The organism is Rothia sp. HMSC067H10, assembly GCF_001810635.1.
Classification (GTDB): domain Bacteria; phylum Actinomycetota; class Actinomycetes; order Actinomycetales; family Micrococcaceae; genus Rothia; species Rothia dentocariosa.
The window spans coordinates 321,607-347,653 of record NZ_KV802317.1 but is presented as its reverse complement, the minus strand read 5'-3'; the positions used below and the strand labels follow the sequence as shown (position 1 = coordinate 347,653).

At 49.0% G+C, this 26,047-nt stretch carries 22 protein-coding genes; 15 read left to right on the top strand and 7 right to left on the bottom strand.

Annotation, left to right across the window (positions count from 1 at the left end; translation table 11 throughout):
* The first annotated feature begins 65 nt into the window (after positions 1-65).
* Both HMPREF2756_RS08540 and HMPREF2756_RS11070 read left to right on the top strand, forming a co-directional pair.
* On the top strand, positions 66-1,034 hold the full coding sequence (locus tag HMPREF2756_RS08540; RefSeq protein WP_070620312.1) for an SURF1 family cytochrome oxidase biogenesis protein: 969 nt from the start codon (positions 66-68) through the stop codon (positions 1,032-1,034).
* Between the two features lie 131 nt (positions 1,035-1,165).
* A complete protein-coding gene (locus tag HMPREF2756_RS11070) occupies positions 1,166-1,882 on the top strand; it encodes a metal-dependent hydrolase (RefSeq protein WP_004004637.1) in 717 nt (238 codons plus the stop codon).
* Between the two features lie 594 nt (positions 1,883-2,476).
* Here the strand turns inward: HMPREF2756_RS11070 and HMPREF2756_RS08535 are convergent.
* The gene (locus tag HMPREF2756_RS08535) at positions 2,477-4,075 is read right to left on the bottom strand and encodes an ABC-F family ATP-binding cassette domain-containing protein (protein ID WP_070620309.1); all 1,599 of its coding nucleotides are present in this window, start codon (positions 4,073-4,075) and stop codon (positions 2,477-2,479) included.
* A 269-nt stretch (positions 4,076-4,344) separates the two neighbouring features.
* Here HMPREF2756_RS08535 and HMPREF2756_RS08530 point away from each other — a divergent pair, with 269 nt between their 5' ends.
* The 3 genes from HMPREF2756_RS08530 to HMPREF2756_RS08520 all read left to right on the top strand — a co-directional run bounded on the left by HMPREF2756_RS08530 (position 4,345) and on the right by HMPREF2756_RS08520 (position 6,420).
* Positions 4,345-4,938: a biotin transporter BioY gene (locus HMPREF2756_RS08530; RefSeq protein WP_070620307.1), complete on the top strand. Its 594-nt coding sequence runs from the start codon at positions 4,345-4,347 to the stop codon at positions 4,936-4,938.
* A gap of 6 nt (positions 4,939-4,944) precedes the next feature.
* On the top strand, positions 4,945-5,736 hold the full coding sequence (locus tag HMPREF2756_RS08525; RefSeq protein ID WP_083301709.1) for an energy-coupling factor ABC transporter ATP-binding protein: 792 nt from the start codon (positions 4,945-4,947) through the stop codon (positions 5,734-5,736).
* A 117-nt stretch (positions 5,737-5,853) separates the two neighbouring features.
* Positions 5,854-6,420, top strand: coding sequence for an energy-coupling factor transporter transmembrane protein EcfT (locus tag HMPREF2756_RS08520; protein WP_246825466.1), 567 nt, complete (start codon positions 5,854-5,856; stop codon positions 6,418-6,420).
* A gap of 50 nt (positions 6,421-6,470) precedes the next feature.
* Here the strand turns inward: HMPREF2756_RS08520 and HMPREF2756_RS08515 are convergent, their stop codons facing one another.
* Positions 6,471-7,283 (bottom strand): DUF4253 domain-containing protein, encoded by an 813-nt coding sequence (locus tag HMPREF2756_RS08515; protein ID WP_070620301.1) that lies wholly within the window; start codon positions 7,281-7,283, stop codon positions 6,471-6,473.
* A gap of 1,430 nt (positions 7,284-8,713) precedes the next feature.
* Here HMPREF2756_RS08515 and HMPREF2756_RS08505 point away from each other — a divergent pair.
* Positions 8,714-9,178, top strand: coding sequence for an HD domain-containing protein (locus HMPREF2756_RS08505; RefSeq protein WP_083301708.1), 465 nt, complete (start codon positions 8,714-8,716; stop codon positions 9,176-9,178).
* 136 nt (positions 9,179-9,314) lie between these two features.
* Here HMPREF2756_RS08505 and HMPREF2756_RS08500 read toward each other — a convergent pair whose 3' ends face one another.
* From HMPREF2756_RS08500 to HMPREF2756_RS08480, 5 genes are all read right to left on the bottom strand, one after another.
* Complete coding sequence (locus tag HMPREF2756_RS08500) at positions 9,315-9,644, bottom strand: metal-sulfur cluster assembly factor (protein ID WP_004004628.1); 330 nt, start codon at positions 9,642-9,644, stop codon at positions 9,315-9,317.
* Positions 9,645-9,680: 36 nt separating this feature from the next.
* Positions 9,681-10,439, bottom strand: a complete 759-nt coding sequence (gene sufC, locus HMPREF2756_RS08495; protein ID WP_070620295.1) for a Fe-S cluster assembly ATPase SufC — start codon at positions 10,437-10,439, stop codon at positions 9,681-9,683.
* An 18-nt stretch (positions 10,440-10,457) separates the two neighbouring features.
* Positions 10,458-11,732: a Fe-S cluster assembly protein SufD gene (gene sufD, locus HMPREF2756_RS08490; RefSeq protein WP_070620292.1), complete on the bottom strand. Its 1,275-nt coding sequence runs from the start codon at positions 11,730-11,732 to the stop codon at positions 10,458-10,460.
* Positions 11,732-13,189, bottom strand: a complete 1,458-nt coding sequence (sufB, locus tag HMPREF2756_RS08485; RefSeq protein ID WP_004004625.1) for a Fe-S cluster assembly protein SufB — start codon at positions 13,187-13,189, stop codon at positions 11,732-11,734. Before sufB ends, sufD begins: the two co-directional genes overlap by 1 nt.
* A 93-nt stretch (positions 13,190-13,282) precedes the next feature.
* Positions 13,283-14,107: a helix-turn-helix transcriptional regulator gene (locus HMPREF2756_RS08480; protein ID WP_070620289.1), complete on the bottom strand. Its 825-nt coding sequence runs from the start codon at positions 14,105-14,107 to the stop codon at positions 13,283-13,285.
* 326 nt (positions 14,108-14,433) lie between these two features.
* On the opposite strand from HMPREF2756_RS08480, the gene HMPREF2756_RS08475 reads away from it, so the two are divergent.
* The 9 genes from HMPREF2756_RS08475 (at position 14,434) to HMPREF2756_RS08435 (ending at position 26,027) form a co-directional block, all read left to right on the top strand.
* Complete coding sequence (locus HMPREF2756_RS08475; RefSeq protein ID WP_371440708.1) at positions 14,434-15,450, top strand: ABC transporter ATP-binding protein; 1,017 nt, start codon at positions 14,434-14,436, stop codon at positions 15,448-15,450.
* On the top strand, positions 15,447-16,277 hold the full coding sequence (locus tag HMPREF2756_RS08470) for an ABC transporter permease (RefSeq protein ID WP_037230894.1): 831 nt from the start codon (positions 15,447-15,449) through the stop codon (positions 16,275-16,277). Before HMPREF2756_RS08475 ends, HMPREF2756_RS08470 begins: the two co-directional genes overlap by 4 nt.
* 93 nt (positions 16,278-16,370) lie before the next feature.
* The gene (locus HMPREF2756_RS08465) at positions 16,371-17,417 is read left to right on the top strand and encodes a COX15/CtaA family protein (protein ID WP_070620283.1); all 1,047 of its coding nucleotides are present in this window, start codon (positions 16,371-16,373) and stop codon (positions 17,415-17,417) included.
* A 305-nt stretch (positions 17,418-17,722) separates the two neighbouring features.
* A complete protein-coding gene (locus tag HMPREF2756_RS08460; protein ID WP_070621057.1) occupies positions 17,723-18,634 on the top strand; it encodes a heme o synthase in 912 nt (303 codons plus the stop codon).
* Positions 18,635-18,962: 328 nt separating this feature from the next.
* Entirely contained in the window at positions 18,963-21,104 is a 2,142-nt protein-coding gene (tkt, locus tag HMPREF2756_RS08455) for a transketolase (protein ID WP_083301706.1), read from the top strand.
* A gap of 109 nt (positions 21,105-21,213) precedes the next feature.
* Positions 21,214-22,320 carry a transaldolase gene (gene tal, locus HMPREF2756_RS08450; RefSeq protein ID WP_070620278.1) on the top strand — a complete coding sequence of 369 codons (1,107 nt, stop codon included), beginning with the start codon at positions 21,214-21,216 and terminating at the stop codon, positions 22,318-22,320.
* Between the two features lie 212 nt (positions 22,321-22,532).
* Positions 22,533-24,086, top strand: coding sequence for a glucose-6-phosphate dehydrogenase (zwf, locus tag HMPREF2756_RS08445; RefSeq protein ID WP_013399029.1), 1,554 nt, complete (start codon positions 22,533-22,535; stop codon positions 24,084-24,086).
* Positions 24,083-25,069: a glucose-6-phosphate dehydrogenase assembly protein OpcA gene (locus HMPREF2756_RS08440; RefSeq protein ID WP_070620275.1), complete on the top strand. Its 987-nt coding sequence runs from the start codon at positions 24,083-24,085 to the stop codon at positions 25,067-25,069. Before zwf ends, HMPREF2756_RS08440 begins: the two co-directional genes overlap by 4 nt.
* A complete protein-coding gene (locus HMPREF2756_RS08435) occupies positions 25,062-26,027 on the top strand; it encodes a 6-phosphogluconolactonase (RefSeq protein ID WP_070620272.1) in 966 nt (321 codons plus the stop codon). The genes HMPREF2756_RS08440 and HMPREF2756_RS08435 overlap by 8 nt, the downstream gene beginning before the upstream one ends.
* The last annotated feature ends 20 nt before the right edge of the window (positions 26,028-26,047 follow it).

Here is a 26,047-nt window from a genome sequence, read left to right as displayed (position 1 = left end):
CGTCTCTATATACACATCTATTTTTATAGGCTCATATCAGCTTCGAAAGGCATGAGGAATTCGCTATGGGTGCATACCGTTTTCTCTTCACGGGTAAGTGGATAGGCTCTTTCGTGTTGTGCATTATTTTCTCGATAATCTGTGTTTATTTAGCTGGTTGGCAGATGAGCCGAAAAGAGGCTTTAGATTGGCGCAACTCACTAATCGTGCAGAATTATCACGCAACTCCCTATAGCTTCCAAGACCATCCTACAATTTTTCGAGACTTTGATTCGGGGGCACAGTGGCGCCCTGTATCCCTTCGTGGTCGATATATCACCGATCAACAGCTACTGGTACGCAACCGTCCTTATCAGGGACAAAATGGGTTCGAAGTATTGGTCCCTTTTCGTGCAGATACTGGTGAAATAGTCATTATCAATAGGGGTTGGATGTCGGCGAGTTCTTCAGATGCTTCACGCACCAGCACCGCAGTCCCTGCGCCACCAGCAAATGATGTTATTGTTGTGGCGCGAGTCCACCAAGGAGAGAGCGCTACAGGTAAGGATGCTCCCGAAGGCCAAGTCGCGTCTATCAACCTTCAGGAAATCAGCGAACGTACGCATTTACCCGTTGCCGCTGGGGCTTACGGTCTGCTGGACTCTGAAGAACCTGCGCCTGTGCAACGGCCTGTACAGAAATCCGAACCTGAACTCGATAATGGACCTAATCTGTCCTACTCTATGCAGTGGTATGCTTTTGCAGTTCTTATTTATGCTGTGTATGCCTGGAGTGCACGGCAAAAAGTTCGTAATGATGAATTAGATGCTCAGGTAGCCCAGGAGCTAGAACGCTATTATAGGCAGTTCTATGCCGAGGATGGCAGTTATATTGGGCATGAGGATGAAACCGTTGTGCTTCGCAAGATGGATATGATCGACGATATGCCTTCGCATATGAAATCTATTGTACGCCCCCGCCCTGCCAAGAAACACTCGCGTCTGACCGATGAAGAGGAAGAAGACGCTTTCCTGGACAGGTTAGAACGGCCGTAACCGCCAGGCTTTCCTGCAGGGATATGGAAGTAACCCACCATAAAAATCGAAACCTTTTTCGAATTTTCCCTGTATACTGGATCTAAGATCTCATATATAGTTTCGAAATAATACGAGGGGTTTCGTCACACATGATGGGTTATTCTCATACCGTCAGCGCTGCCGCTGGCTGGTTGGTCCTCTCAGAACTTGGTGTAATCCAAATCCCTAATACTCCTACCTTGATTGTTACAACCCTTGCCTGTGCTGGCGCAGGAGTATTACCAGATATCGACCATCATAATGGTTCTATCGCTCGTTCTATACCTCCTGTATCAGGTTGGATCGCCCGGATTGTAGGCCTTATCAGTGGAGGGCACCGAAAGGGAACGCACTCAATTTTAGGGATCATCGCGTTCTGGGCTATCGCATACTTTGGCAGTACACTCACTTACCAAAGTATTCCGTGGTTGTCCCTTGCTCTCGCCGCATTCTCAGGAGGTCTGGCTTTGCGGATTTTAGGAGCTCCAGGAGGTTGGATTGGGGCTTGCGCCCTAGGCTATGCTGCGTATACCACTCATTCTTTAGAGCTTCTTCCCTGGGCCATTTCAGTGGGCGCAACCTTACATGTTATAGGTGACGCACTGACCACCCGAGGTATTCTCCCGCTATACCCCATTACGGTTAAACCACTTGTTGCCTCTTCCCTCTGGAAGAAAAGCGGCTACATGGCACTCCCACTTTTAGGTGATGCAGGAAGCATCCGGGAAAAGATCCTTATTCTCTGTCTAACCTGTTATATCGTTTGGTACACGGCAGCTCTTTTAGGTTTCTGCCCTTACCCACTCCATAACTTTATTATTTCTTGAGCATCAAACAAAGAATCTCCCGCTCCTAACCATATGGTTAGGAGCGGGAGATAAAACCTTTTTACCTCAGTCTGACCAAAACTTAAGCGTCCTGGATGGGCCAGAAGACGTCAACCTCGACGTTCTCTTCACCGGAGGTGGGGTACTTTTCGTACTCAGTGTTATGCATAGGCTGTTCTCCTTTTACGAGCAGATAGAGAATCTCTCTACCTGCGCTAATCCGGCTCGTCAGAGTCGAAAATCTGTGCTTTTGCATCCTCGCATTTGCGGGAACAACTCAAGTCTAGCCCGCTCATGTATTGGTTTTCCAGCCAAAAACCCACAATGTAGGCAGATACACACTATATTTTTATAAAACCCACACAATATATCATTAAATCAAGTAAAGAGGGTGTCTTCTAGCCAGAAAATCCCACATAGCCAACATAATATGCGAAAGCTCTAAGGATATATTCAAAGTTTCATAGCACTTTCACTTATGCGCCAGTTTACATACACGCCTATACCCACAAAGGTTAGGAGCATTCCCACGCGTTACATCACATACAGATGCCTAGGTAAACACCTTTTCCTTGTCCTAAGAGCAGATTGCGTCTAGGCAAGTGAGATAAGATCCTGATACTCCTTCGACCAGAGGTCTTCAACTGCGTCCGGAAGCAAAAGAACACGTTCGGGGTTTAGAGCCTCCACAGCTCCTTCGTCATGGGATACCATAACGATAGCGCCTTTATAAGCTTTGAGCGCGTTCAGAATCTCTTTACGAGATGCAGGATCAAGGTTGTTAGTCGGTTCATCCAAGAGAAGTATATTGGCGCTCGAAGCGACCAAAGTTGCTAATGAAAGACGAGTTTTCTCCCCTCCGGAAAGTACACCTGCTGGTTTCTCTACATCGTCACCAGAGAAAAGGAATGATCCGAGGACAGTGCGTACCCGCGTATCGTCAAGATCCGGCGCGGCGGATTTCATATTTTCTAAAACAGTTCGCTCACCATCAAGAATCTCATGTTCCTGCGCGAAATACCCGATCTTAGCTCCATGCCCATAGACAACTCTGCCGGTGTCGGGAGCAGTGTTGCCAGCCAACATACGTAACAAAGTAGTTTTACCAGCACCATTTAGCCCCAAGACGACAACACGAGAACCACGGTCAATAGCCAGATCAACATCGGTAAAAATTTCAAGTGAGCCGTAGGATTTTGAAAGACTTTGTGCAGACAGCGGCGTCTTACCACACGGGGCAGGTTCAGGAAATCGGATAGCAGCAACTTTATCTGTTTGGCGTTCATCTTCCAGACCCCGCATCATACGTTCAGCACGCTTTATCATCTGCTGAGCCGCCACGGCTTTAGTTGCCTTAGCCCGCATTTTATTAGCCTGTTCCATGAGTGCTTGAGCTTTCTTCTGAGCATTAGCACGCTCACGCTTACGACGATGTTCATCTTGCTCACGCTGGCTCAGATAGTTCTTCCACCTCATGTTGTACTGGTCAATCACGCAACGATTTGCATCAAGATAAAACACACGGTTAACTACCAACTCCATAAGCTCAACATCGTGGCTAATAACCAGCAAACCACCCGAAAAATTTTTCAGGAACTCACGCAACCATAAAATGGAGTCCGCATCCAAATGGTTTGTTGGTTCATCAAGTAGCATCGTATCGGCAGCTGAAAACAAGATACGTGCTAATTCCACACGACGACGCTGCCCACCAGATAGAGTCTCAAGAGGTTGCGCGAGTACTCGTTCAGGCAGATCCAAGTTGGAGGTTATAACTGCGGCTTCAGATTCTGCGGCATAGCCGCCGCCAGCAATAAACTCAGCCTCAAGACGATCATAGCGCCGCATACCCTTTGTACGTGTGCTCTCATCTTCACTCGCCATATCTTCTTGAGCTTGGCGCATTTTCCTGGCTACTCCGTCAAGTCCGCGGGCTGAAAGAATACGGTCACGCGCCAGTTGAGTCATATCATCGACTTTGGGGTCTTGAGGAAGGTATCCGATAGAGCCAGACCGGGTGACTGTACCTTCTGCTGGTAGAGCTAATCCCGCCAAGACTTTTGTCATAGTGGTTTTCCCGGCCCCATTACGCCCCACTAAACCGATTTTGTCCCCCTTATCTACCCGAAAGGTTACATCTTCCATTAACAGACGGGCACCCGCGCGGAGCTCTAAATTCTGTACTGAAATCACAACATGTCCCTTCCGAGGATCAACAAAACAGTTAGTGAATGAGGAGTTTAACAACCCATCTATTCTACGTGAGTTACGCTAGAAGACGCTGACACCCGATAGTCTCCGTAAAACGTCATATATATTACATAATGTGTTTTCTATGGTAAGAAGGTATATAAGAATATATATAAGACCCCAGCGGCGTCGAGGGCGGTACTACCCTCGATTTTGACACCGAACGTCATAATCAGCCACACACGACTTCATATTTTTAAGGATCAACTCTCGTGCCTAACTCTTATGCCCCAGATCAATCACCAGGGCGCAATATAGCTCTTATAGCAGTCTTCGCAGCATTTATCGCGGTTCTTAGTCCTTTGGCACTACCAATCCCAGGTGTCCCGATTCCTTTAGCTCTTGGCCCTTTCGCTATCTACACCACCGCTCTAGTACTCGGTGGTTTTCGAGCTTTTATAGCAACTCTCCTCTACGTACTGTTAGGGTGCCTAGGGCTACCAATCTTTGCTAAAGGTGCTTCAGGGTTTGGTACGCTTGCGACGCCAACCGGTGGCTATCTTCTGGCGTATCCTCTGGGCGCGTTATTGGCTGGGACGCTAGCTTATACAGTAATCCGCAGAAAGCTCAACCCCTGGCTTACCGCTATCCTGTGCATCTTCTGCGCTATGGTAGGCTTCGTTGTAATTTCTGCAGGAGGTATCTTAGGGCTTATGACCAACGGACATATGGAATTTACCCATGCGTTCGTTATCGCGGCTTCATTTGCTCTTCCAGACCTTCTTAAATCTATCGTTGCGTCTATCGTATCGTCTGCTGTGCATCGGGCATTTCCTGGGTTAGTGCGCTCAAAATCTCGCAGGTAATTGAGGATGTTTTTTTCCAAGAAAAGTAGCGCCAAAATTGAGCACGAAGCACCAACGATGCTGCCCGCTCCCCCGTCCCTTGAACTTGATGCAGTTACCGTGTCAGCTGAAGACGCTCACGGACAAACTCGAAATATTATCGACCATGTATCAGTTTCTTTAACCGCACCTAAAACTGCGATTATTGGGCTTAACGGCATGGGAAAGTCAACCTTTTTAGGGCTTTTTAACGGTATTACTCGGCCCTCCCAGGGAATCATAAAGGTATGTGGAGTAGATATCTCCGAACGTCCCCAGATAACTCGTCAGTCTATAGGTATGCTCTTCGCTAACCCAGATGCGCAGCTTATCATGCCTACAGTCCTCGAAGATCTAGAGCTTAGCCTCCGTCGGCATAGCTCTCTCAACCGAACTCAACGCCTAGAGCAAGCACATAAGCTTCTTGCTCAACAAGGTCTCGACGACAAAGCTGATCAGAGTATTTTTTCTCTCTCCAGCGGAGAGAAACAACTTGTAGCCCTCACCGGGATTTTAGCGGTAGAACCACAAATCCTCTTACTTGATGAGCCTACGACTCTTCTTGATCTACGTAATCGAACACGGCTGATAAACCTTCTGAATAGTCTCGATCAGATGCTTATTATCAGTACCCACGACCTCGACTTGGCGGAGACATGCGATGAAGCAATCATTATCCATAATGGAGAGCTTATATACCATGGCAAAGCGCACGAGACGGTTCAACGATACCATCTATATTGTGAACAAGGTTTTCCCAACGAAAACCCCTCTGTATGATATACAACTCGGGTAGTCCAGGAAGGATATAACTGCGTGAATCGAACCGCTCATAGGTTGCATCATACGACGTTCCTCGGCAGTTTACTTATTGGAAGCTACGCTCCGGGAAATTCGATGCTGCATCGCACACCGCTTTGGGGCAAAAGCAGCCTCTGCGCTTGTTTACTTCTCGCGCTCGCGGTGACCGGTTGGGAAGTAGCACTATACGTTCTGTTCTTTTGTTTTATCTTGTCCTGGTCAGCTGGGATGCGCATCCGCACGCTCTTAGAAATTGTCTATACGCTGCGATGGCTCATAATTCTTTTAGGACTTTATTATCTCTTTTGGGGCACGTGGCAAAATGCGGTAGACGTCATGTGCACCATGCTAGGCGCCGTCCTAATCTCACGGCTTCTTCTCACGACTACTCCGCTACCTCTTTTACTTGATGGAATCATCTGGTTACTCACACCGCTTAAACTTCTAGGCTTATCTCCCAAACGTATAGGACTGATGCTCGCTCTGGTTATAAGATCTATTCCCGCCATTATGGATAATTGGGCAGCTTTACAACAAGCTGCTCACGCACGCGGTTTGCCCAAACGTTCCACTTGGCGACTGCTTGTACCTCTTGTGGTACAAGCAGTAGGATACGCTCAAATAACCGGGGACGTTTTAACCGCACGAGGCGTAGAACTCTAAAAGGAATTTTCTTTTACGGCACCAGCAACATCATTCCCGGCTAAGCAAAACTATTCCCACCATACGAACCACGAAGGTTTGTTATAAAGCCCTTTCACGACACATGAGAGATCCTCATAACTCGTGGGCTTTAGCGCTCGACTTATTATCCCCTGCTCTAAAGCAAGCACCTCGGCGTCGCGCAATGTTGTGATTGGCTCTGCAGTGTAAAACTCAAGATAGGTTGCTGCAATAACAGCCGGAATAGCATTATCCCGCTCATACCAATACTGCGCGAGTGCTAGCATGTCTTCCGCACTTGGGACGTCTTCCCACCCGCCAAACGGCAGATACGCAAAGACGTCTGATGGGGACGTTGTAGGGATTTCAAGCAAGATAATTTCAGCTGAATTATCTAGAATCTCATCTTCGTTCATCAGGCTTGATACGAATGTCAGAGGGGCAGGCGCACGTAGAGCAGGTGCAATGCCGCGAGGAACCGTTACCTGTGACGTTAAGAATCCTTCATAATAGTTCTCGAATAAAGTCGAGTCAGCCCGAGCTAATATTTTACGCACAAGAATTTCTAATGAATCCTTATCAAGGCGTTTTTGGTGTTCTGTCAATATATCTTGGGCATAGGATTTAACGTACTCAGCGCTAATATCCACTGGCGGGTTTTTCGTGCGTGCCGATATATTGTTCTGGATAGTAGACAGAAGAAGATCGTCAAGTACGACCAGAACCGGGGTGAACCCGTAGGTTCGCCCATCCGCCAAACGGTTAAGATACAAATGGTGAATATAACTGCTGGGAGCGCCAGGGGCTATCCGCAGATGCGGATAAGGATATAAAGAGGTGAACTTCTTATAGAGTTCCGCCATGGTGTCTCCGATGCTTGATTCCCACCAGTTTACCTGAGTTTTCGGTTAGTTTCTGCCTCATACAACAGATTTCTACGCTAGATTTGGGGCGAGTCTAAAGCATCTTAAGCAATTCACATGATATACCCTCAAAGTATTTCAAACCTATCTGTTATTTGACATTCATATACTATGATTTTTATCTCTTTTAAAACAGAATAAGTTTCATAAATCGAATATAAGCATGCTGCACATCACATATGTTAGGGTATCTCTATGTTTATACTAGGAAATCTTCCCGCAGAACAAGCACAAGACTTTCTCTCTCGTTCTTGGGTCCCTCAGAATTTCCATATGTACTACTCTGCCAAAGAGATTTCACGGCAGTGTACAGAAGACTTCACGGCAGACATTACGGAACGTGCTTCCTCAGAGTTTGGTGCGGGGTATCGAGATCATATAAGTCCTCTTCTACAGGACCAATTCAACTACATGCCTACGCAAGACACACGAGACTGGGCCAATAGATTCTTTTCGATAACGGATTCACATGCCACATACCAAGCGCTTACAGGAGTTCGATACCGTGGGCAAAATCTGAATCGACCTTTTATAGATGTAATAGCTACGAATATTCCTTGTACTACAGTCTATATCGCAGCTCTAAGCCAATCTTTGCTTCGCCACTATGAAAGCTTCCGTCCTATATGCACACGTTTCTTTGTGCCAGGTAAGGTAGATCAGCTTATACATGACCTTGGTTCAGTCCCTGGTTCTCGTGCAACAACTATTGACATGCACATTGTCGCCGGGACTCTAGGTGAGTTAGACAAACGCCCATGGCCGAAGAATTATGATCGAGTCGAGCTCATCCCGCTTTCTCCTGCTGATGCTTCTGCTGCCAGTCACGAAGCGCAGCGCATATATGAATCTATTGCAGTTAAGAACTCTAATTTTTTTGAGTGGGCCACTCCTTAGGGAGAAGAATCATTTGAAAATGCTATACGTCAAGGAACAGGCTGGCATATTACAGTAGATAACTCCTCAGCAGGATTTTTGACTCTAGATCGCAGAGGTGAACAAGGACTTAGAGGGTTTAGCGTCGAAGAGTTATGTCTAGATGCGCCTTTTCGCAGACAAGGTCTAGGGAACGCAGTTCTACGTCACGGTATTAAAAACCTCCTCAAATTACCTCAAGTAAATCCTCAAGACATGCTATGGGGAACAATCCATGCCGACAACGTTCCTTCCCTGCGCAATGCTCAAGGGATAGGACGCGCAATAATAGGAAGTTATATATGGGTTGGAGACCAGTCTTTTGAGGTTGAAAACTCTCGCCCTATACGCTCCTCTAGCTAGACGCAAAGAAGCGATATATGACGAGCAGCAGCGCATCACAATGACATACGCGGGAGTACATTAGAAATATCACGTTATTGAAGGAAACAACGATGAATTCACATTTTAAAGAAATGATCCGTCTCGCGGATAGTATTGCTGACAACGCCCACCTTGGGCAAGTCGATAAAAACGGTTGGCCTTATATATCTCATCCGCGACGGGTTGCTTTTAAAGTGCGCGAAATTGCCCCTGAAGAGCTTCGCGCAGAAGCACAGATCGTGGCGTTATTGCACGATACCGTAGAGGATACAGAAGTCACTCTTCCCTATCTTGCTTGGTACTTTTCAGCCCGCATTGTTGATGCCGTTGATGCGCTCACCAAACGTCCGCATGAACCCCTGGAGTCATCTATGGCGAGAGTTCGCGCCAATGAAATTGCGCTGTGGGTCAAACTTGCTGACATTGCCGATAACACCGACCCGGAACGTATTTCCCGCCTTGATGAAGATACTCGCAAACGTCTGACGAAGAAATACAATAAATCGCTCAGGCTCTTAGGCATTACCAAAGAGTAGCTGCGCAAGAATCAAGCATGGCCTATCTCGTTTGTGAACGACTGGTGTTATATCAGGTGGAATTATAGGTAAAGGGTGGGTGCCTGGAATATTTCAGGCACCCACCCTCTACAGCATGAACAAACGTATGGCAATGCTAAATGTTGAAGCCGAGAGCGCGCATCATATCGCGACCGTCCTCAGTAATGCGTTCGGGTCCCCACGGGGGCATCCATACCCAATTCACGCGCCATTCAGCAACGACACTATCGAGATTTGCTTCCACCTGTTCCTCAATAACGTCCTGTAACGGACATGCAGCTGTGGTAAGCGTTAGATCCAGGATCAGGACTCCATTATCATCCCAGCGCATGCCATAAAGCAGACCCAAATCAACGATATTTACCCCAAGTTCAGGGTCAATGACTTCCTTGAGGACTTCCTCAATTTCCTCTTGCGAGGGACGAGCTTGCACTGTCTCAGTCATGATGCACCTCTTACAAGTAGTTCGTACTGAGTAAGATTATTTCTTCCCAGTGTATGCTACATAGCCTTCTTCTTCTAGACGATCTGCAAGTTCAGGACCGCCCTGATCGACCATTTTGCCGTCTACAAAAACATGCACAAACTCGGGCTTAATATAACGCAGGATACGGGTATAGTGCGTAATCAGCATAACACCCATATTATTTTCCTCGTGAGCACGGTTCACGCCGGAAGACACGACTTTAAGAGCATCAACGTCAAGGCCGGAGTCGGTTTCATCAAGAATACCGAACTTGGGCTTCAAAAGCTCCAGCTGCAGAATCTCATGACGTTTCTTCTCACCGCCGGAGAAACCTTCATTGACGTTACGAGCAACGAACGCAGGATCAATGTCCAGATGGTTCATAGCTTCTTTAACGTCTTTGGTCCAGGTTCGTAAGTTAGGTGCCTTACCGTCCACAGCAGTTTTAGCAGCACGCAGGAAGTTAGACATCGTGACACCGGGGATCTCGACTGGGTACTGCATGGCGAGGAACAATCCAGCACGAGCACGCTCATCCACACTCATCTCGGTAATATCGTCACCATCAAGCAGTATCTGCCCGGAATCAATCTGGTATTTGGGGTGACCGGCAATAGTTGAGGCAAGAGTAGATTTACCGGAACCATTTGGACCCATAATAGCGTGGATTTCGCCCGAGTTAATGTTTAAGTTCACGCCTTTGAGAATAGGCTTAGTTTTTTCATCATCAAGAATGACCGAGACGTGCAAATCCTTGATTTCAAGGGTAGACATTGTTTCTCCTAATAAGGCTTAGTTGTTGCTGAGAGCAAGTTCTGCTTCAAGGGCATCAGTAAGTTCTGTTTCAAGCTCTGGTACGCGAATCTGCTGGATAATTTCGTTTAAGAATCCGCGGACCACTAGACGACGCGCCTCAGCTTCCGGAATACCACGAGCCCGCAGGTACCATAGATGCTCATCATCTAGCTGACCGGTTGTTGATGCGTGACCGGCACCTTCGATACGTCCAGTCTCGATCTCCAAGTTCGGTACGGAATCAGCGCGCGGACCAATCTCCAAGAGGAGGTTACGGTTCAGCTCATAGGTGTCCGTGCCTTCCGCCTCTTTACCAATGAGGACGTCACCAACCCATACGGAGTGCGCTGCTTTGCCCTGCAATGCACCTTTATAAGTCACTCGCGACTTGCAGTTGGGCACAGAATGATCCACAAACAAACGTGACTCGATGTGCTGGCCAGCATCCACAAAATAAAGACCGTACATCTCTGTCTCAGCGCCCGGTTTCGTGAATTTCGTTGAAGGGGTAACACGCACCATATCACCGCCCAATGAAACACACACATGTTTGAAACGAGCATCGCGCCCTAGCTTGGCATACTGCGCAGAGGCATGGATCGCATCGTCATTCCATTGTTGAAGAGTAATAACGCTCAACTGTGCAGAATCTTGTACCAGGAATTCTATGTTCTGCGCCAAAACAGCCGATCCGGTATGCCGAATTACAACAACCGCTTTTGAGAATGGTTTAGCCTCGATCAGTATATGTTGAGCAGCAGCATCACGATGCTGTCCGTCGATATCTATCTCAATATGCTCAGTTAGCTCAGTTTCGGTGGGAATAGTCACCACGGTAGCCGTCTTAAAATGAGTCCATGCATTTGCAGCTACACGGTCTTCAGGAACACCTGCTGTACCAATGCGCTCATCTTCACGGGATACTTCTTCAAGGATAACTTCAGAAGGTGCTTGGATCTTCGGAGCTTGGGCTTGTGCCTGCAGAATGTCAAGGTGAAGACCGCCCAAACGTTTCAGCGGGGTAAAACGCCAATCTTCCTCGCGTCCAGTAAGTGGCTCAAAGTCTTCAACATTATATGAGGTTTTCCGTTCTGCGCGGGAAGCGTCAAGAACCTTCTGCACGTTATTAGGGTTTGAGCCTTGATGGTGTTCCTCGGTAGCGCGCAGAATAGTATCATCATGGACATGTTCAGAGGCGAGCTTCTCACCTTCCTGGTCCATACCGGGAATAATTGGGCTGTGATATCCCAAGGTCTCTTCGTTAGTCGACATTAGCCCACAGATCCTTCCATCTGAAGTTCGATGAGGCGGTTAAGTTCAAGTGCGTATTCCATGGGCAGCTCGCGAGCAATCGGTTCAACGAAGCCTCGCACAATCATAGCCATTGCTTCATCCTCGGCCAGCCCACGCTGCATGAGGTAAAAGAGCTGTTCTTCAGAGACGCGTGAAACCGTAGCTTCGTGCCCCATCGTAACGTCATCTTCACGAACATCGACATATGGGTAGGTATCTGAACGCGATACAGTATCAACCAAGAGAGCGTCACACACCACGGATGATTTCGAGTGCTTCGCACCTTCACGTACCTGAACCAGGCCACGGTATGCGCTACGTCCGCCGTTACGAGCCACGGACTTCGAAACAATCGTTGAAGAAGTATTCGGGGCAATATGCACCATCTTGGAACCAGTATCCTGATGCTGCCCTTCACCAGCAAACGCGATTGACAGAGTCTCACCTTTGGCGTGTTCACCGACCATATATACTGCAGGATACTTCTGAGTAACCTTAGAGCCGATGTTACCATCAACCCATTCCATGGTGGCGCCCTCATGTGCGACTGCTCGTTTAGTCACCAGGTTGTACACATTGTTCGACCAGTTCTGAATGGTAGTGTAGCGAACACGGGCGTTCTTCTTAACAACGATCTCGACAACTGCTGAGTGCAGCGAGTCAGAGCGGTATACAGGCGCGGTGCAGCCCTCAATATAGTGAACATATGAACCTTCATCTGCAATGATCAAGGTACGCTCAAACTGGCCCATATTCTCAGTGTTGATGCGGAAATACGCCTGCAGAGGAATCTCAACATGCACCCCCGGCGGAACGTAAACAAATGATCCGCCAGACCACACCGCAGTATTAAGAGCGGAGAACTTGTTATCGCCGATAGGGATAATAGAGGCGAAGTACTCCTTAAATATTTCAGGATAATCGCGCAAACCAGTATCAGTATCGACAAAGATAACACCCTGAGATTCCAAGTCTTCACGGATCTGGTGGTACACGACTTCAGACTCATACTGAGCGGCGACGCCAGCGACCAATGAGTTACGTTCCGCTTCCGGAATACCCAAACGTTCATATGTTACGCGAATATCTTCAGGAAGCTCTTCCCAAGACTCAGCCTGACCTTCGGTAGAACGCACGAAGTATTTGATGTTATCGAAATCGATGTCAGAAAGATCTGCCCCCCAGGTTGGCATCGGCTTACGCTCGAAAAACTTCAATGCCTTCAGACGCATATCCAGCATCCACTGGGGTTCATTCTTCTTCGCAGAGATGTCACGCACTACGGCTTCGTCCAGACCACGCTTAGCGGACTGGCCCGCCTCGTCAGAGTCTGCCCAACCATACTCGTAATTGCCAATGCCCTCGAGTTCAGGGTTCAACTCCAGAATCTCTGAAATGACAGTGTCGTTGGCACTCTGCTCAACTTGCTCAGTCATTACGGCCTTTCTTAGATGGATTGAAATTTATCCGGCTCCGCAGATGCGGGCTCGGTAGTCTTTGGAATAACACACTCTAGGTTGGGGTAATTTCTACCGTGCCGAACTACCCCGCATGCTTTCTGATGTTTCCGGTTTTTCAGAATTCACACGTTCTGTTAAGTGATTGAGCGGAACGTGAGTTGTGCATACGTGAGCCCCTCCAGCCATCGTTGATAGCCTACGTACGTCAACGCCCAGAAGATCAGAAATAATCCCAGTCTCTTGTTCGCAGAAAACCTGAAAATCTTCAGCCAGATCGCGTATTGGGCAGTGACCTTGGCAGAGCTGTATGCTAGCTAGCAATTTCCCCGGCGCAAGCCGACCGGCAGGTGGTTCTGTAATCTGCGCTGTTGTCACAAACCCATCACGGCTCATGGCTTCAGCGAGAGCTTGGGCTCGCGCCGCAACATCCTCCCCTGCCGCTTCCACAACAGGGCGGTATCGCGCCTCCATTTCGGCAGCCCGTGTGGATGCGAAAGTTTCAAGTGCGCTCTCCCCAACGGTGTCACGCAACATTTCAAGAGCGTTGCGCGCAATCATCAAATAGTCATTTCCTAGACGTTCGTGACCTTGAGGTGCGATGACGTACCGTCGAGCTGGGCGCCCCGCACCTGCCCCATATTGTTTGAGAGAAGCAACTTCAATCATGTTTGCTTGTTCAAGCGCATCAAGGTGCCGACGCACAGCGGCGGGGGTCAAGCTTAAAAGTTCTCCCAAGCTTGCCGCAGACACGGGACCATGGTTCAGGACACCACGAAGAACCCGGTCACGGGTGCGTTCTTCAACTTCCGCTTTACGTGCGCCAGAGCTTGACTTCTTATGCGAGGAAGGCTGCTGTTGAAACCCTCGATGAGATGTCTTGTTCACGGAATACACAACTAAAGTATGTCCTAATTACTTCAATCTTGGCTAGTAAGGTCTTCCTACTTGCACACACCACACCATTTAGTCTCTTGCTTAGCTGCGGCAAGCCATAAGAACCGGTGAAAGATAATACCGCCTTTAGGCCTCTAGGTATTTTTGCTCTTCGGGCATTTCCATGAGGGTGCTAAGCGGTTCATATCCTCACTGTGACGTGATCTAACTCTCGTCATAAAGATGCTATCGCCAGAGGGAAACATAGAGATTACTCTCTGAGGGCTTAAGATAGAGAGGTGGCAGAAACTGAAGCTTATCAACACCAAGCAACTACCGCATTAGACATTTCAGCAGCTCGCGGTACTAGCAGCGATCCTGCACTCAAGATTTCTCATCTCGTCAAAGAGTTTAAGCCCTCTCGTTCTTTCCGCGAGAAACACCCTGAACGTCTTACCGCTCAGGGTATGCATCGCGCAGTTGCTGACATAAGTCTTCAAGTCTATCCCGGCGAGGTTGTTGTACTCTTGGGTGCTAACGGTGCAGGTAAGACTACAACTCTTGCATGTGCCCAGGGGCTTACTGAACCTACGTCCGGCACTATTCAGCTTCTTTCAGAAGACCCTCTTCTGGCATCCCCAGAGATGCGGGCCTCCGTCGGTATCATGCTTCAGGATGGGGGGCTTCCTAACGCCGTACGTCCCGTACCACTTCTTGAACATGTTGCTCAGATGTACGCCAATCCTTATCCTGTCGGTGAACTTGTTGATCGTTTAGGAATAGATGCTTTTAACGGCACCAATATTCGGCGCCTTTCTGGGGGACAAAAACAACGTGTCTCATTAGCAGCAGCCCTTCTTGGGCGTCCTTCGGTACTCTTTTTAGACGAACCATCAGCAGGACTTGACCCGCAGTCTCGCAATGTCGTCTTTGACATTATTCGTGAGCAGCGTGAGGCTGGAGTCGCCATTATCTTAACAACCCATCTCATTGATGATGCGCAAAAGCTCGCAGATTATGTCTATATTATTGATAATGGTCAAACGGTGCGTGAAGGCACGGTCCCTGAACTTGTATCAGGAGACGGGGTTGTACGTCTTCATTTCACGTTAGAAGCACCTTCACCTACGCGTGACGACTTATTGCCTGTACATCTTCGTACGGATGTAGAGCTTATCGAGCATATGCCATACTCACTAGGCGGCTTAGGCGAATATGAGCTCCGTGGTCCCCTTACACCCGAACATCTTTCCGCTTTCACGACAGCCCTAGCACATCACTACCTTATGCCTAACTCTCTCACGATGGAACCGAAGACTTTGGAGGACGTATTCTTGGATATTTCGGGACGTGATATTCGATGAACCCCACAAATGCAGAGCTGCCCACTGCCCCCGATAGCCAGCAGATGACAGAAGGTAACGAGTATCCGTATCCGCGCGCTGCTTCTAGTTTTCAGCGTATTCTAGCTCAAGGTAAATATGAGACCCTTGCCATGCTTAAAAATGGCGAACAGCTGATGCTCAATATTGCCTTCCCCGTGATGGCGCTTTTTGGACTTCGCTATACAAGCTTTCTGGATTCTTACGCTGATGCGTTGAACACGACCCGCATCAATGTTGCAGTGCCGGGGGTACTGGCTCTCTGTGTTGTCTCAACTGCACTTTCTGGTCAAGGGATTGCCACTGGTTTTGACCGCCGGTACGGTGTTCTTCGTTTTCTGTCTACCACTCCTCTAGGACGCAATGGGCTTATTATTGGCAAGGTGCTGGCAGTTATCACCGTTATCGCCATACAGTTTATTATGGTCACTATTGTTGGGTTCGGTCTTGGATGGCGTCCGGATATTTTTGCGATGTATCGCTCTTTTAGTACTTTATTGCTCGGGGCAGCCGCGTTTACAGCCCTAGGCTTACTCGTTGCTGGGACGGTGAGGGCTGAGGCAACTTTGGCTATCGTGAATATCGCCTGGGTTGTTCTGGCCAGCGCTGGTGGGATCCTTATTCCAATGGATAATTTCCCTGAGCTGTACCGCATTATCATTCTGTGCCTGCCTTCAGGCGCTTTAGGTGAAGCGATTCGCGGTGATTATCTACAGGATATATTCTTACCTCTTCCCCATGCTGTGCTACTTGCCTGGACACTAGTGATTGGTTTTATTGCTTCACGCAAATTTAAATGGTCCGATTAGCGCTCTTAGATTCAGGATTCTGGACGAACTCTGGAATCAATCAGCACCATCAACGATCATTCCTAACGCATACACGGTTAAAAGGCTTTTCTTATGCTAGTTACCCTCAAAAATAAGCTATCCCCCATCCAGTACACTCCCTGGGTTTTATACACAGCGGTGGGTACGGCTCTGAGCAATCTCTTACTCATCGTAACCGGTGCCGTTGTGCGCCTTACAGGATCAGGCCTAGGATGCGATACCTGGCCGCGGTGTACTGCAGAACAGTGGACAACTACCCCTGCCGACGGTATTCATGGGCTCGTTGAATTCGGTAACCGTATGCTCACTTTTGTGCTCATGGTAATCACTATCCTTGCGTTCTTAGCGATTCTCCGTATTGCGCTGCCTGATGTGCACCACGTCAAAGCAATCTTTCCAAAGCTTTTTACGGGATTACGAGCGCACGAATCAAAGTACAGTGATCTGTTCAATCTGACTTTACTGCTCCTGTGGGGTATTCCGCTACAGGCCGTTATTGGCGGTATTACTGTATGGCAGCGGCTCAATCCCTGGATGGTAACAGCCCATTACCTCGCCTCTGCTATCATGATTGGATTAGCGGCAATCTTGGTAAACCGTGTGCGTCGCTATTTTAAAGCAGGTGTCTCTGAGCGCGAAGATATTACTAGGGAGTTTCCCCTACAAAAAAGTGGTGTTATCCGGCTACTTGGTTGGATTGGTTTGGCGTTAGTTTCGTTCTTACTTTTCATGGGTACCGTAGTCACTGGGACTGGTCCGCATGCGGGTGATCCACGCACGCATCGCCACGAGTTCGACGCTATCGCAGTATCCCGTGCTCATGCATGGGCAGTGTGGGCATTTCTTTTTCTGCTGGTTATCATGTTTGTTCTAGTACGGAAGTACGCCATGCCACGTGCTTTCTTATCATCTTTACTTGTACTGGCAGCAATCATGGTCTATCAGGGCGCGATTGGCTATATTCAGTACAATACGGGGCTTCCCCCTCTACTCGTTGAGGCGCATATGCTGGGGTCGGGTATGTTTACCTGGGCATCACTATCGCTGATCGAAAGGCAGCTGACCCTATCTTCTCAGAAGGCTCGTGCCCTAGCTAAACAGCGGCTAGCAGTTTCGTAGAGCTAAGTTATTCACACTGTACTGTAAGCGCGCAATGTCATATATGGGTTTATTGCTGGCATGCCTTGGTAGCTATTTAAGGTTAGGCGTACACTATTAAGGAGCATTCCTGCGCCTGCACGTCTTTGAGCCGAAGGTATGCCTATCTGTGAGTACCTCCTACCCCACAGATTGATACGCGCAGATTAGGCACACGCACACACGTCAAGGAGCCCATCATGAAGGGTTACACAATTCAGGAGGTTCCGTCCTCCACGCATGCGGCGTCAGAGGTGACTGTACCTACTCCGCGGGCAACAAGGGACATGACCTTGGGACGCAAAATAAAAGCGTATATTCACCTAACAAAGCCCCAAATTATTGAGCTTCTTCTAGTAACAACCGCCCCTACAATGATGTTTGCGGCACACGGCATGCCCAGTTTCTGGTTAGTCATAAATACGCTTCTTGGCGGAGCCATGGCGGCTGGCGCTTCCTGCGCTTTCAACTGTTATATCGATCGTGATATTGACCGAAAAATGAAGCGAACCGAAAAACGCCCCCTAGTTACCGGAGAGCTAACAGACCGAGAAGCACTCGTCTTTGCATGGGTACTTGCTGTTATCTCCGTCGTATATTTGTGGACTATGGTAAATCCCCTCTCTGGGCTTTTAGGGCTTGCCGCTATCTTGCTCTATGTAGTCTTCTACTCCATGTATTTAAAGAAGCGCACTACTCAGAATATTGTGTGGGGTGGGATTGCCGGGTGTATGCCTGTCCTAATTGCATGGGCAGCTGTTCGCAATACCATTGAATGGCCAGCTTTAATTCTCTTTACAGTAATTTTCCTCTGGACTCCTCCGCACTATTGGCCACTCTCTATGAAATACGCGGAGGATTATAAAGCAGCCGGTGTTCCTATGCTGGGTGCTATCGCTCCCGCTCAAGCAGTGTCTGTACAGGTCGTACTCTACGGCTGGGCTATGGTTATCTGTTCGCTTCTACTGATCCCTATTGGAGGCGCGGGCTGGGTGTACGGCGTTAGCGCGGCTACCGCTGGTGCATGGTTCCTCTACCACTGCCACAAGCTCCATTATTTAGCTCTCCAGCAGGTAGCGACAAGCCGTACCGCTATGGTGGTATTTTTCGGGTCCATCACATACCTAACGATTCTTTTCATTGCATTGGCAATCGATCCTTTTGTTGGGCAGCCTATATTAGAATCTTTTATTTTCTAAGAGCATCCGTATCTTGAGGCGAGTAAAGCAGCTATCTCAAGATACGGGTGGTCTATTTTGAAACATATCTACGTGGAGCTTGGGCTACAGCATCCTATATATGTAAGTTCAGCGTGAGGCATAAGTCGTCTAAATACCATGCGAACATGCTATAAACGCTAGGATGGTGAACTATCCTTAAGAAGGTAGAATTTCACGATAGATTTATAGATGCTATATACATGATTGCTCGTTGAGAGCGCTCATGGAATACGCACCCTGTCTTTTGAGTTATATCTGCTGCAGTCAGCGTTCACAGACTACTTACTATTGTTTGTGTACTTCATGCATGACGTACCACCAAGCGAAGGGACAATACGTGACTAACCCTAACGAAAAGTTCGAATGGACTGAGGTAGACCAGCGTGCGGTTGATACTGCTCGCTTATTGGCAGCCGATGCGGTTGAGAAAGTAGGGTCAGGTCACCCCGGCACCGCCATGAGTCTTGCTCCTGTTGCCTATCTACTCTTCCAAAAGGTCATGAACCAAGACCCCAATGATGACCGTTGGGAAGGTCGCGATCGTTTCATCCTATCCCCCGGTCACACATCGCTGACTCTCTACACCCAATTATTTATGGGTGGGTATGGTCTTGAGATGGAGGATCTAGAATCTCTTCGCACATGGGATGCGCTCACTCCTGGACATCCCGAATATAAGCACACCAAGGGCGTAGAAATTACGACTGGTCCGTTGGGTCAGGGGCTCGCTTCTGCTGTTGGTTTTGCATATGCTCAACGTTATATGCGTGGTCTTTTCGACCCCGAATCCCCGGTTGGTGCTTCTCCCTTTGACCATTATGTGTACTGTATCGCCTCCGAAGGCGATGTTCAGGAAGGCGTAACGGCAGAAGCCAGTGCGCTTGCTGGGCACCAAGAATTGGGCAATCTCATCGTACTCTGGGATCGCAACCATATTTCTATTGAAGAAGACACTGACGTTGCATTCACCGAAGACGTACCAGCTCGTTACCGGGCCTACGGCTGGGATGTTCAGCGCGTGGACTGGGCCAAGACCGGCGACTATGTTGAAGATGTGCAGGAACTCTACAACGCTATTGAGCGCGCGAAAGCGGTCACGGATAAGCCTTCATTCATTGAGGTGCGTACCATCATTGGTTACCCAGCGCCCAACAAGCAAAATACTGGGGCCGTTCACGGCTCAAAGCTGGGGGCCGAAGAAATTGTTGAAACCAAGAAGGTTCTAGGGTTTGACCCCGAAAAGAGCTTCTTCATTGAGGATGAGGTTCTGGCGCATACTCGTGAACTTCGTGAACGCGGTGCTGCTGTACACAAGGTTTGGAATGAAAAATTTGAGGCATGGGCTCAGGCTAACCCCGAGCGGGCAAAGCTGTACAACCGCCTGGTGTCAGGCGAAATGCCAGTTGATTATAAGGCTGCTTTCCCCGTCTTTGAGCCAGGTACTTCACTAGCAACTCGCGCAGCATCCGGCAAAGTCATTAACGCTATTGCCGATACTTTCCCTGAACTTTGGGGTGGATCTGCCGATCTAGCAGGTTCTAACCTCACCACTATCAACAACGCCAAATCATTCAACCCGGTTTCGCACAGTACGGAGGATTGGACAGGTAGCCCCTACGGTCGTGTGTTGCATTTCGGTATTCGCGAGCAGGGGGCGGCAGCAATTGTGAACGGTATCGTGCTATCTTCGCCAACCCGTGCTTTCTCTGGGACGTTCTTCGTATTCTCGGATTACCAGCGTCCTGCAGTCCGACTTTCAGCTCTCATGGGTGTACCAGCGCTGTATATCTGGACTCACGACTCCATTGGTGTCGGCGAAGACGGGCCTACCCACCAGCCGATCGAGCATCTCAGCTCACTGCGCGCAATTCCTGGATTCGACGTTGTACGCCCAGCAGATGCGAACGAAACTGCAGTTGCTTGGCGCACCATTCTTGAGAAGAAAGACCACCCTGCCGGTCTAGTACTTTCTCGCCAGAACCTACCGGTTTGGGCTCGTGAGGATATTCATTCAGACACTGGAGGCGAAAAATTTGCTTCCGCAGAAGGTACTGCCCGCGGAGGTTATGTTATGGCTGACACCGAGGGAACTCCAGATGTCATCCTGATCGCAACTGGGTCTGAAGTTGAAATTGCCCTCGAAGCCCGCCACAAGCTCTCAGAAAAAGGCATTGCAGCCCGAGTCGTTTCAATGCCTTCCCGCGAATGGTTCAACGAGCAGTCAAACGAATACCGAGAATCAGTTCTGCCTTCCTCGGTTGCAGCACGCGTCTCAGTTGAAGCCGGTTTGGGCATGAGCTGGTACGATTTGCTCGGTTCTGCAGGACGTGCTGTCTCAATTGAGCACTTTGGGGCTTCTGCCGATTCTAAGACTTTGTACCGTGAGTTTGGTATTACCCCTGAAGCCGTCGTAAATGCTGCTGAAGAATCTATCGCTGCGGTCAAATAGTCAGTCGGCAAGTTAAAGTTTTTCGGTGAGTCCTGATGCGCTGCATCTGGCATAGCTCATTAACGCTCACCCGTCCATATTGACTAATTTAGATTGAAGGTTTTATTTCATGAGTGGTTCAACTCGAAAGCTCTCTGACGCTGGTGTCTCCATTTGGCTTGATGATCTTTCCCGCGACCGTCTTACCAGTGGCAGTCTTGCAGAGCTCATCAGCGCTAAGAACGTCGTGGGTGTCACTACCAACCCCACTATCTTTGCCGGTGCGCTTTCAAAAGGTGCTGCTTACGCTGAGCAGATGCGTCAGCTTGCCGCATCCGGTGCAGACGTTGAAGAAGCTGTCTTCGCAGCGACTACTGACGACGTACGTGCTGCTTGTGTCGTATTCGAACCCATATATTCTGCTTCTAAAGGTTACGACGGCAGGGTTTCTATTGAGGTTGATCCTCGCCTTGCCCGCGATGCCGAGGGAACCCAGAAAATGGCACGAGAACTCTACGAGCGTGTAGGCCGTGAGAATGTCATGATCAAGATTCCCGCAACCGTCGAAGGTTTGGAGCCTATTGCCAAGACTCTTGCAGCCGGAATCAGCGTTAATGTGACTCTCATTTTCTCACTAACACGTTATCGTGAAGTCATTAACGCTTACATGCTCGGCCTTGAAGAAGCACTCAAAAATGGTAAGGATCTCTCTAAGATCCATTCGGTCGCATCATTCTTCGTATCCCGCGTAGATAGCGAGGTAGATACCCGTCTGAATGAAATCGGTACTGAAGAGGCCTTAGCGCTTAAGGGTAAGGCCGGTCTGGCAAATGCTCGTCTGGCATATGAAGTTTTTGAAGAGATGTTCTCTTCTGAACGCTGGGCACGTTTGGCATCTCATGGTGCCAACGTTCAGCGCCCGCTCTGGGCATCTACTGGAGTCAAAGATCCGGCACTTCCAGATACTCTCTACGTTAGCGGTCTGGTCGCTAAACACACTGTCAATACCATGCCTGAAGCAACTCTGAACGCTGTTGCTGACCATGGTGAAATCACGGGAGATACTGTAACCGGTGAGTATACGAGCTCCAACAAGATTCTGGACGATATCGAGCGTCTGGGTATCTCATATGTAGAGGTTGTGGATAAGCTCGAAACCGAGGGTCTTGCAAAGTTTGACGTTTCGTGGGAAGAGCTTCTGGAGACCGTACGGAAAGCACTTAGTGAGTCACGTTAGTGACTAGTGAATAATTTTTTCGTTATACCCGTTCTCTAAAGTTCATAAGGCGAGCGCTGTCGCTATAAATAGCACAGAATTAGCTTCGGCGCTCGCTGTCAGATATCTCTCGTTTGCCATTGAAACGGTAAGATGCAGGGATACGTGCCCCAGAGGTACATAAAGTATCGCAGGGTGAATGTGCACATTATCAGCAATCAAAGGAATCTATCTTGCATACCGGTCATGAGTCGAATCCGCTACGAGATTCGCGCGATCGACGTCTCACTCGTATTGCGGGTCCTTCCGCACTTGTGTTCTTCGGCGTCACGGGCGATCTTGCCCGCAAGAAACTGCTCCCTGCGGTCTATGACCTAATGAATCGTGGTTTGTTGCCCCCAAGTTTTGGTCTTGTTGGGTATGGGCGCCGCGAGTGGGATAACGATGATTTTCGTAACTATGTGCGTAAGTCTGTGGAAGAAAATGCGCGTACCCCATTCCGTGAGGATGTCTGGAACCAATTTCAGAAGGGTATGCGGTTTGTTCGCGGTAATTTTGATGATGACGCAGCGTTCAAGCGTTTAAAGGAAACCTTGGAAGAGCTCGACAAACGTGGGGCTCAGGGCAACCATGCGTTCTATCTCTCTATTCCGCCAAAAGCTTTTGAGCAGGTACTTTCTAAACTTGCCGAGCACGGTTTAGCTTCTCGTGATGATGTGGCTGTTGACGACAGTCTCATGAATGGGTGGCGTCGTGTGGTGATCGAGAAACCATTTGGCCACGATTTGGAGTCGGCGCGCGAACTCAACGCAATCGTTGAGCGGGTTTTTCCGCCGGATTCGGTGTTCCGCATTGACCATTATCTGGGTAAAGAGACCGTTCAGAATATTCTAGCGATGCGTTTCTCAAACCAGATGTTTGAACCGGTTTGGAACGCAAATTATGTGGACCACGTGCAGATTACGATGGCTGAGGATATCGGCATTGGTTCTCGTGCGGGCTATTATGATGGTGTGGGTGCCGCACGCGATGTGATTCAAAACCATCTGCTTCAGCTGTTGGCTCTAACCGCCATGGAGGAACCCCTTAGTCTTGATTCTAAGCATCTTCGCGCTGAAAAGGCTAAGGTACTGGAAGCGGTACGTATTGATGATCTGGAAAATTCTTTTGCGCTCGGCCAGTATGCCCCCGGTTATCAAGGCGGCGAACATGTCAACGGGTTCTTTGATGAGAAAGATATTCCTGCGGACTCACGCACAGAAACTTTTGCGGCTCTTAAAGTCAATATTGACAACCGCCGCTGGGCAGGAACTCCGTTCTATCTGCGTGCGGGTAAACGGCTGGGTCGCCGAGTAACCGAGATTGCGCTTCTCTTCAAGAAATCTTCTGACCGTCTCTTTGGTAAGGAGACTGAGGTTCCCGCAGGGCAGAATGCTATCGTGATCCGTGTGCAACCTGATGAAGGTATGACGATCCGTCTTGCAGCTAAAGTTCCCGGTACTCAGATGGAGATCCGCGACGTCAATATGGATTTTGGGTATGGACACGCCTTCACCGAAGCATCTCCTGAGGCATATGAACGTTTGATTCTGGATGTGCTCTTAGGTGAGCCGCCGCTGTTCCCTCGCCACGAGGAGGTCGAACTTTCGTGGAAGATCTTGGATCCATTTGAGAAATATTGGGAAGAGAACAAGATTAAGCCTGAACCCTATGAATCCGGTTCGTGGGGTCCACGTTCGGCTCAGAAGATGCTTGAGCGTGATAACCGTGCCTGGAGGCGCCCGTGATTTCGCATCTGCAACACACGAATGTTTCTGCTATTTCAAAGGAACTTTCTGATCTTCTGGCTTCAAACGGCAGTCTTAGCAGCAGCCGTGTACTTACCTTGGTGGTACTAGCAGAAAAAGGACATTCTCGCGAAGCTATTAATGCGGCTATCCGCGCTTCGCACGAGCATCCGAGCCGGATCATTGTGCATATTGCGCATAATAGTGATACGCCCGATCAGCTGGATGCCGAGATTCATGTGGGTGGAGAAGCCGGCGCTTCTGAGCTTATTATTCTGCGCGGCTGGGGTAGTGCATCAACGCCGACAGAATCGTTGATTTCTGGTCTGCTTTTGCCGGATTCTCCTATTGTTGTGTGGTGGCCGCATTCCGTCCCTGAGAATCCGGGTGAGGATTCAATTGGTAGGATTGCACAGCGCCGTATCACAGATTCGGCACGCGCATATGATCCTATGGCTGTTCTTACGCATCTTTCTAAGGTTTATCAGGCCGGGGATAGCGATCTTGCCTGGACACGTTTGACGCTGTGGCGTACCCAACTGGCAGCTCTTTTGGAGCAGATGCCTGACTCCCCTGTTAAGCGTGTAGTGGTTTGGGGGTCTGAGAAGTCTCCTTCGGTTGTGCTCCTTGGAGCTTGGCTTGGCTGGAAACTCGAGGCTGAGGTTCATCTTGCAACTATCGGCGCAGCAGAACGGGGTCTTTACCGTGTAGCTATTGAGCGTGAAGATGGACAAACGATAATGTTCCGCCCCGGCAAGAATATCGCTATTATTGAGACTCCCTATACGCCTGATCAGCAGATTCCACTACCAGTTCGTACTCTAGCGGATTGTATTTCTGAGGAATTACGCCGACTTGACCCTGACACTATGTATGGGGAAGTTTTAAAGTCGGCATTTCCTACTCTGGAAATGCATCCTGCTCAGTGTGATGCTGAACCTTTCCTTGATACTTCTGAATTTCCCGAGGTTTTTGATGCCTAAGATCAACAATATTGGTGAGAGTACTCCAACTTTAATAGCGCATCCTTCTCGGGAGGCGCTTGCCTCTGATGCCACTACGCGTATCTTAGATGTTATTGAGCATGTACTCACCGAACGTACCGTGGCTCATGTCTCTCTTACAGGTGGCACGATGGGCATTGCTACTCTTCGTGCATGGGCTCAGTCTCCACGTGTTAAGGATATTGACTGGTCGCGCGTTCATTTCTGGTTCTCGGATGAACGCTTTGTTCCTGAGCGTGATCCGGATCGGAACGATGGACAAGCAATCGAGGCGCTTCTCGCAGATTTAGTAGATCTTGGTTTTCCGGTTGAAAACGCGCATCGTATGGGTCCTTCCGACGTCATGATTGATGTTGAAGCTGCTGCCGAGCACTATGCCTACGAAATGCGCAATTTTGCGGGTTCTGCAGAACCCGTGCGTGTTGAGATGCCTGAGGGGGCATCCGAGCTTCCATTAGCGGGAGGGCACGGGGGATCTGCTGCTCAGCAATCTGGAGGCAGCTGCGGATGCGGTGGTTGTGGATGCGGCGGCGGCTCGGATATATGGCCTGTCCCCATTTTTGATGTTACGCTCCTAGGGATGGGGCCTGATGGTCACATCGCTTCGCTGTTTCCCAATCGGCAGCAAGTCCTTCTGGGCACAGGTTTACCAGAGGATCCTGTGGACGGCGCTAAAGCTGTGACGGTAATGGTCAAGGATTCCCCTAAGCCACCTGGCGAACGTGTATCTGTCACGCTGCCGGTTATCAATAATTCGCGCCATATTTTCTTTTTGATTACCGGCGGTGATAAACAGGATGCGACAACCCGTCTTCTCAAGGGTTCACAGGTTCCTGCTGAGGATATTACTGCCAATATGCTCCTAGAAACTCCAGCTATCGGGGCTCGTGGGCAGAAACAGACCCTGATTTTTGCGACGGAAGAATCGCTAGCTTAGGATCCACAAATTTTTCTAGT

Coding starts and splice junctions, on each gene's coding strand:
- HMPREF2756_RS08540 (WP_070620312.1), top strand. CDS start 66: ATGGGTGCATACCGTTTTCTCTTCACGGGTAAGTGGATAGGCTCTTTC.
- HMPREF2756_RS11070 (WP_004004637.1), top strand. CDS start 1,166: ATGATGGGTTATTCTCATACCGTCAGCGCTGCCGCTGGCTGGTTGGTC.
- HMPREF2756_RS08525 (WP_083301709.1), top strand. CDS start 4,945: ATGTTTTTTTCCAAGAAAAGTAGCGCCAAAATTGAGCACGAAGCACCA.
- HMPREF2756_RS08520 (WP_246825466.1), top strand. CDS start 5,854: ATGCTGCATCGCACACCGCTTTGGGGCAAAAGCAGCCTCTGCGCTTGT.
- HMPREF2756_RS08515 (WP_070620301.1), bottom strand. CDS start 7,283: ATGGCGGAACTCTATAAGAAGTTCACCTCTTTATATCCTTATCCGCAT.
- HMPREF2756_RS08505 (WP_083301708.1), top strand. CDS start 8,714: ATGAATTCACATTTTAAAGAAATGATCCGTCTCGCGGATAGTATTGCT.
- HMPREF2756_RS08500 (WP_004004628.1), bottom strand. CDS start 9,644: ATGACTGAGACAGTGCAAGCTCGTCCCTCGCAAGAGGAAATTGAGGAA.
- sufC (WP_070620295.1), bottom strand. CDS start 10,439: ATGTCTACCCTTGAAATCAAGGATTTGCACGTCTCGGTCATTCTTGAT.
- sufD (WP_070620292.1), bottom strand. CDS start 11,732: ATGTCGACTAACGAAGAGACCTTGGGATATCACAGCCCAATTATTCCC.
- sufB (WP_004004625.1), bottom strand. CDS start 13,189: ATGACTGAGCAAGTTGAGCAGAGTGCCAACGACACTGTCATTTCAGAG.
- HMPREF2756_RS08470 (WP_037230894.1), top strand. CDS start 15,447: ATGAACCCCACAAATGCAGAGCTGCCCACTGCCCCCGATAGCCAGCAG.
- HMPREF2756_RS08465 (WP_070620283.1), top strand. CDS start 16,371: ATGCTAGTTACCCTCAAAAATAAGCTATCCCCCATCCAGTACACTCCC.
- HMPREF2756_RS08460 (WP_070621057.1), top strand. CDS start 17,723: ATGACCTTGGGACGCAAAATAAAAGCGTATATTCACCTAACAAAGCCC.
- tkt (WP_083301706.1), top strand. CDS start 18,963: ATGACGTACCACCAAGCGAAGGGACAATACGTGACTAACCCTAACGAA.
- tal (WP_070620278.1), top strand. CDS start 21,214: ATGAGTGGTTCAACTCGAAAGCTCTCTGACGCTGGTGTCTCCATTTGG.
- HMPREF2756_RS08435 (WP_070620272.1), top strand. CDS start 25,062: ATGCCTAAGATCAACAATATTGGTGAGAGTACTCCAACTTTAATAGCG.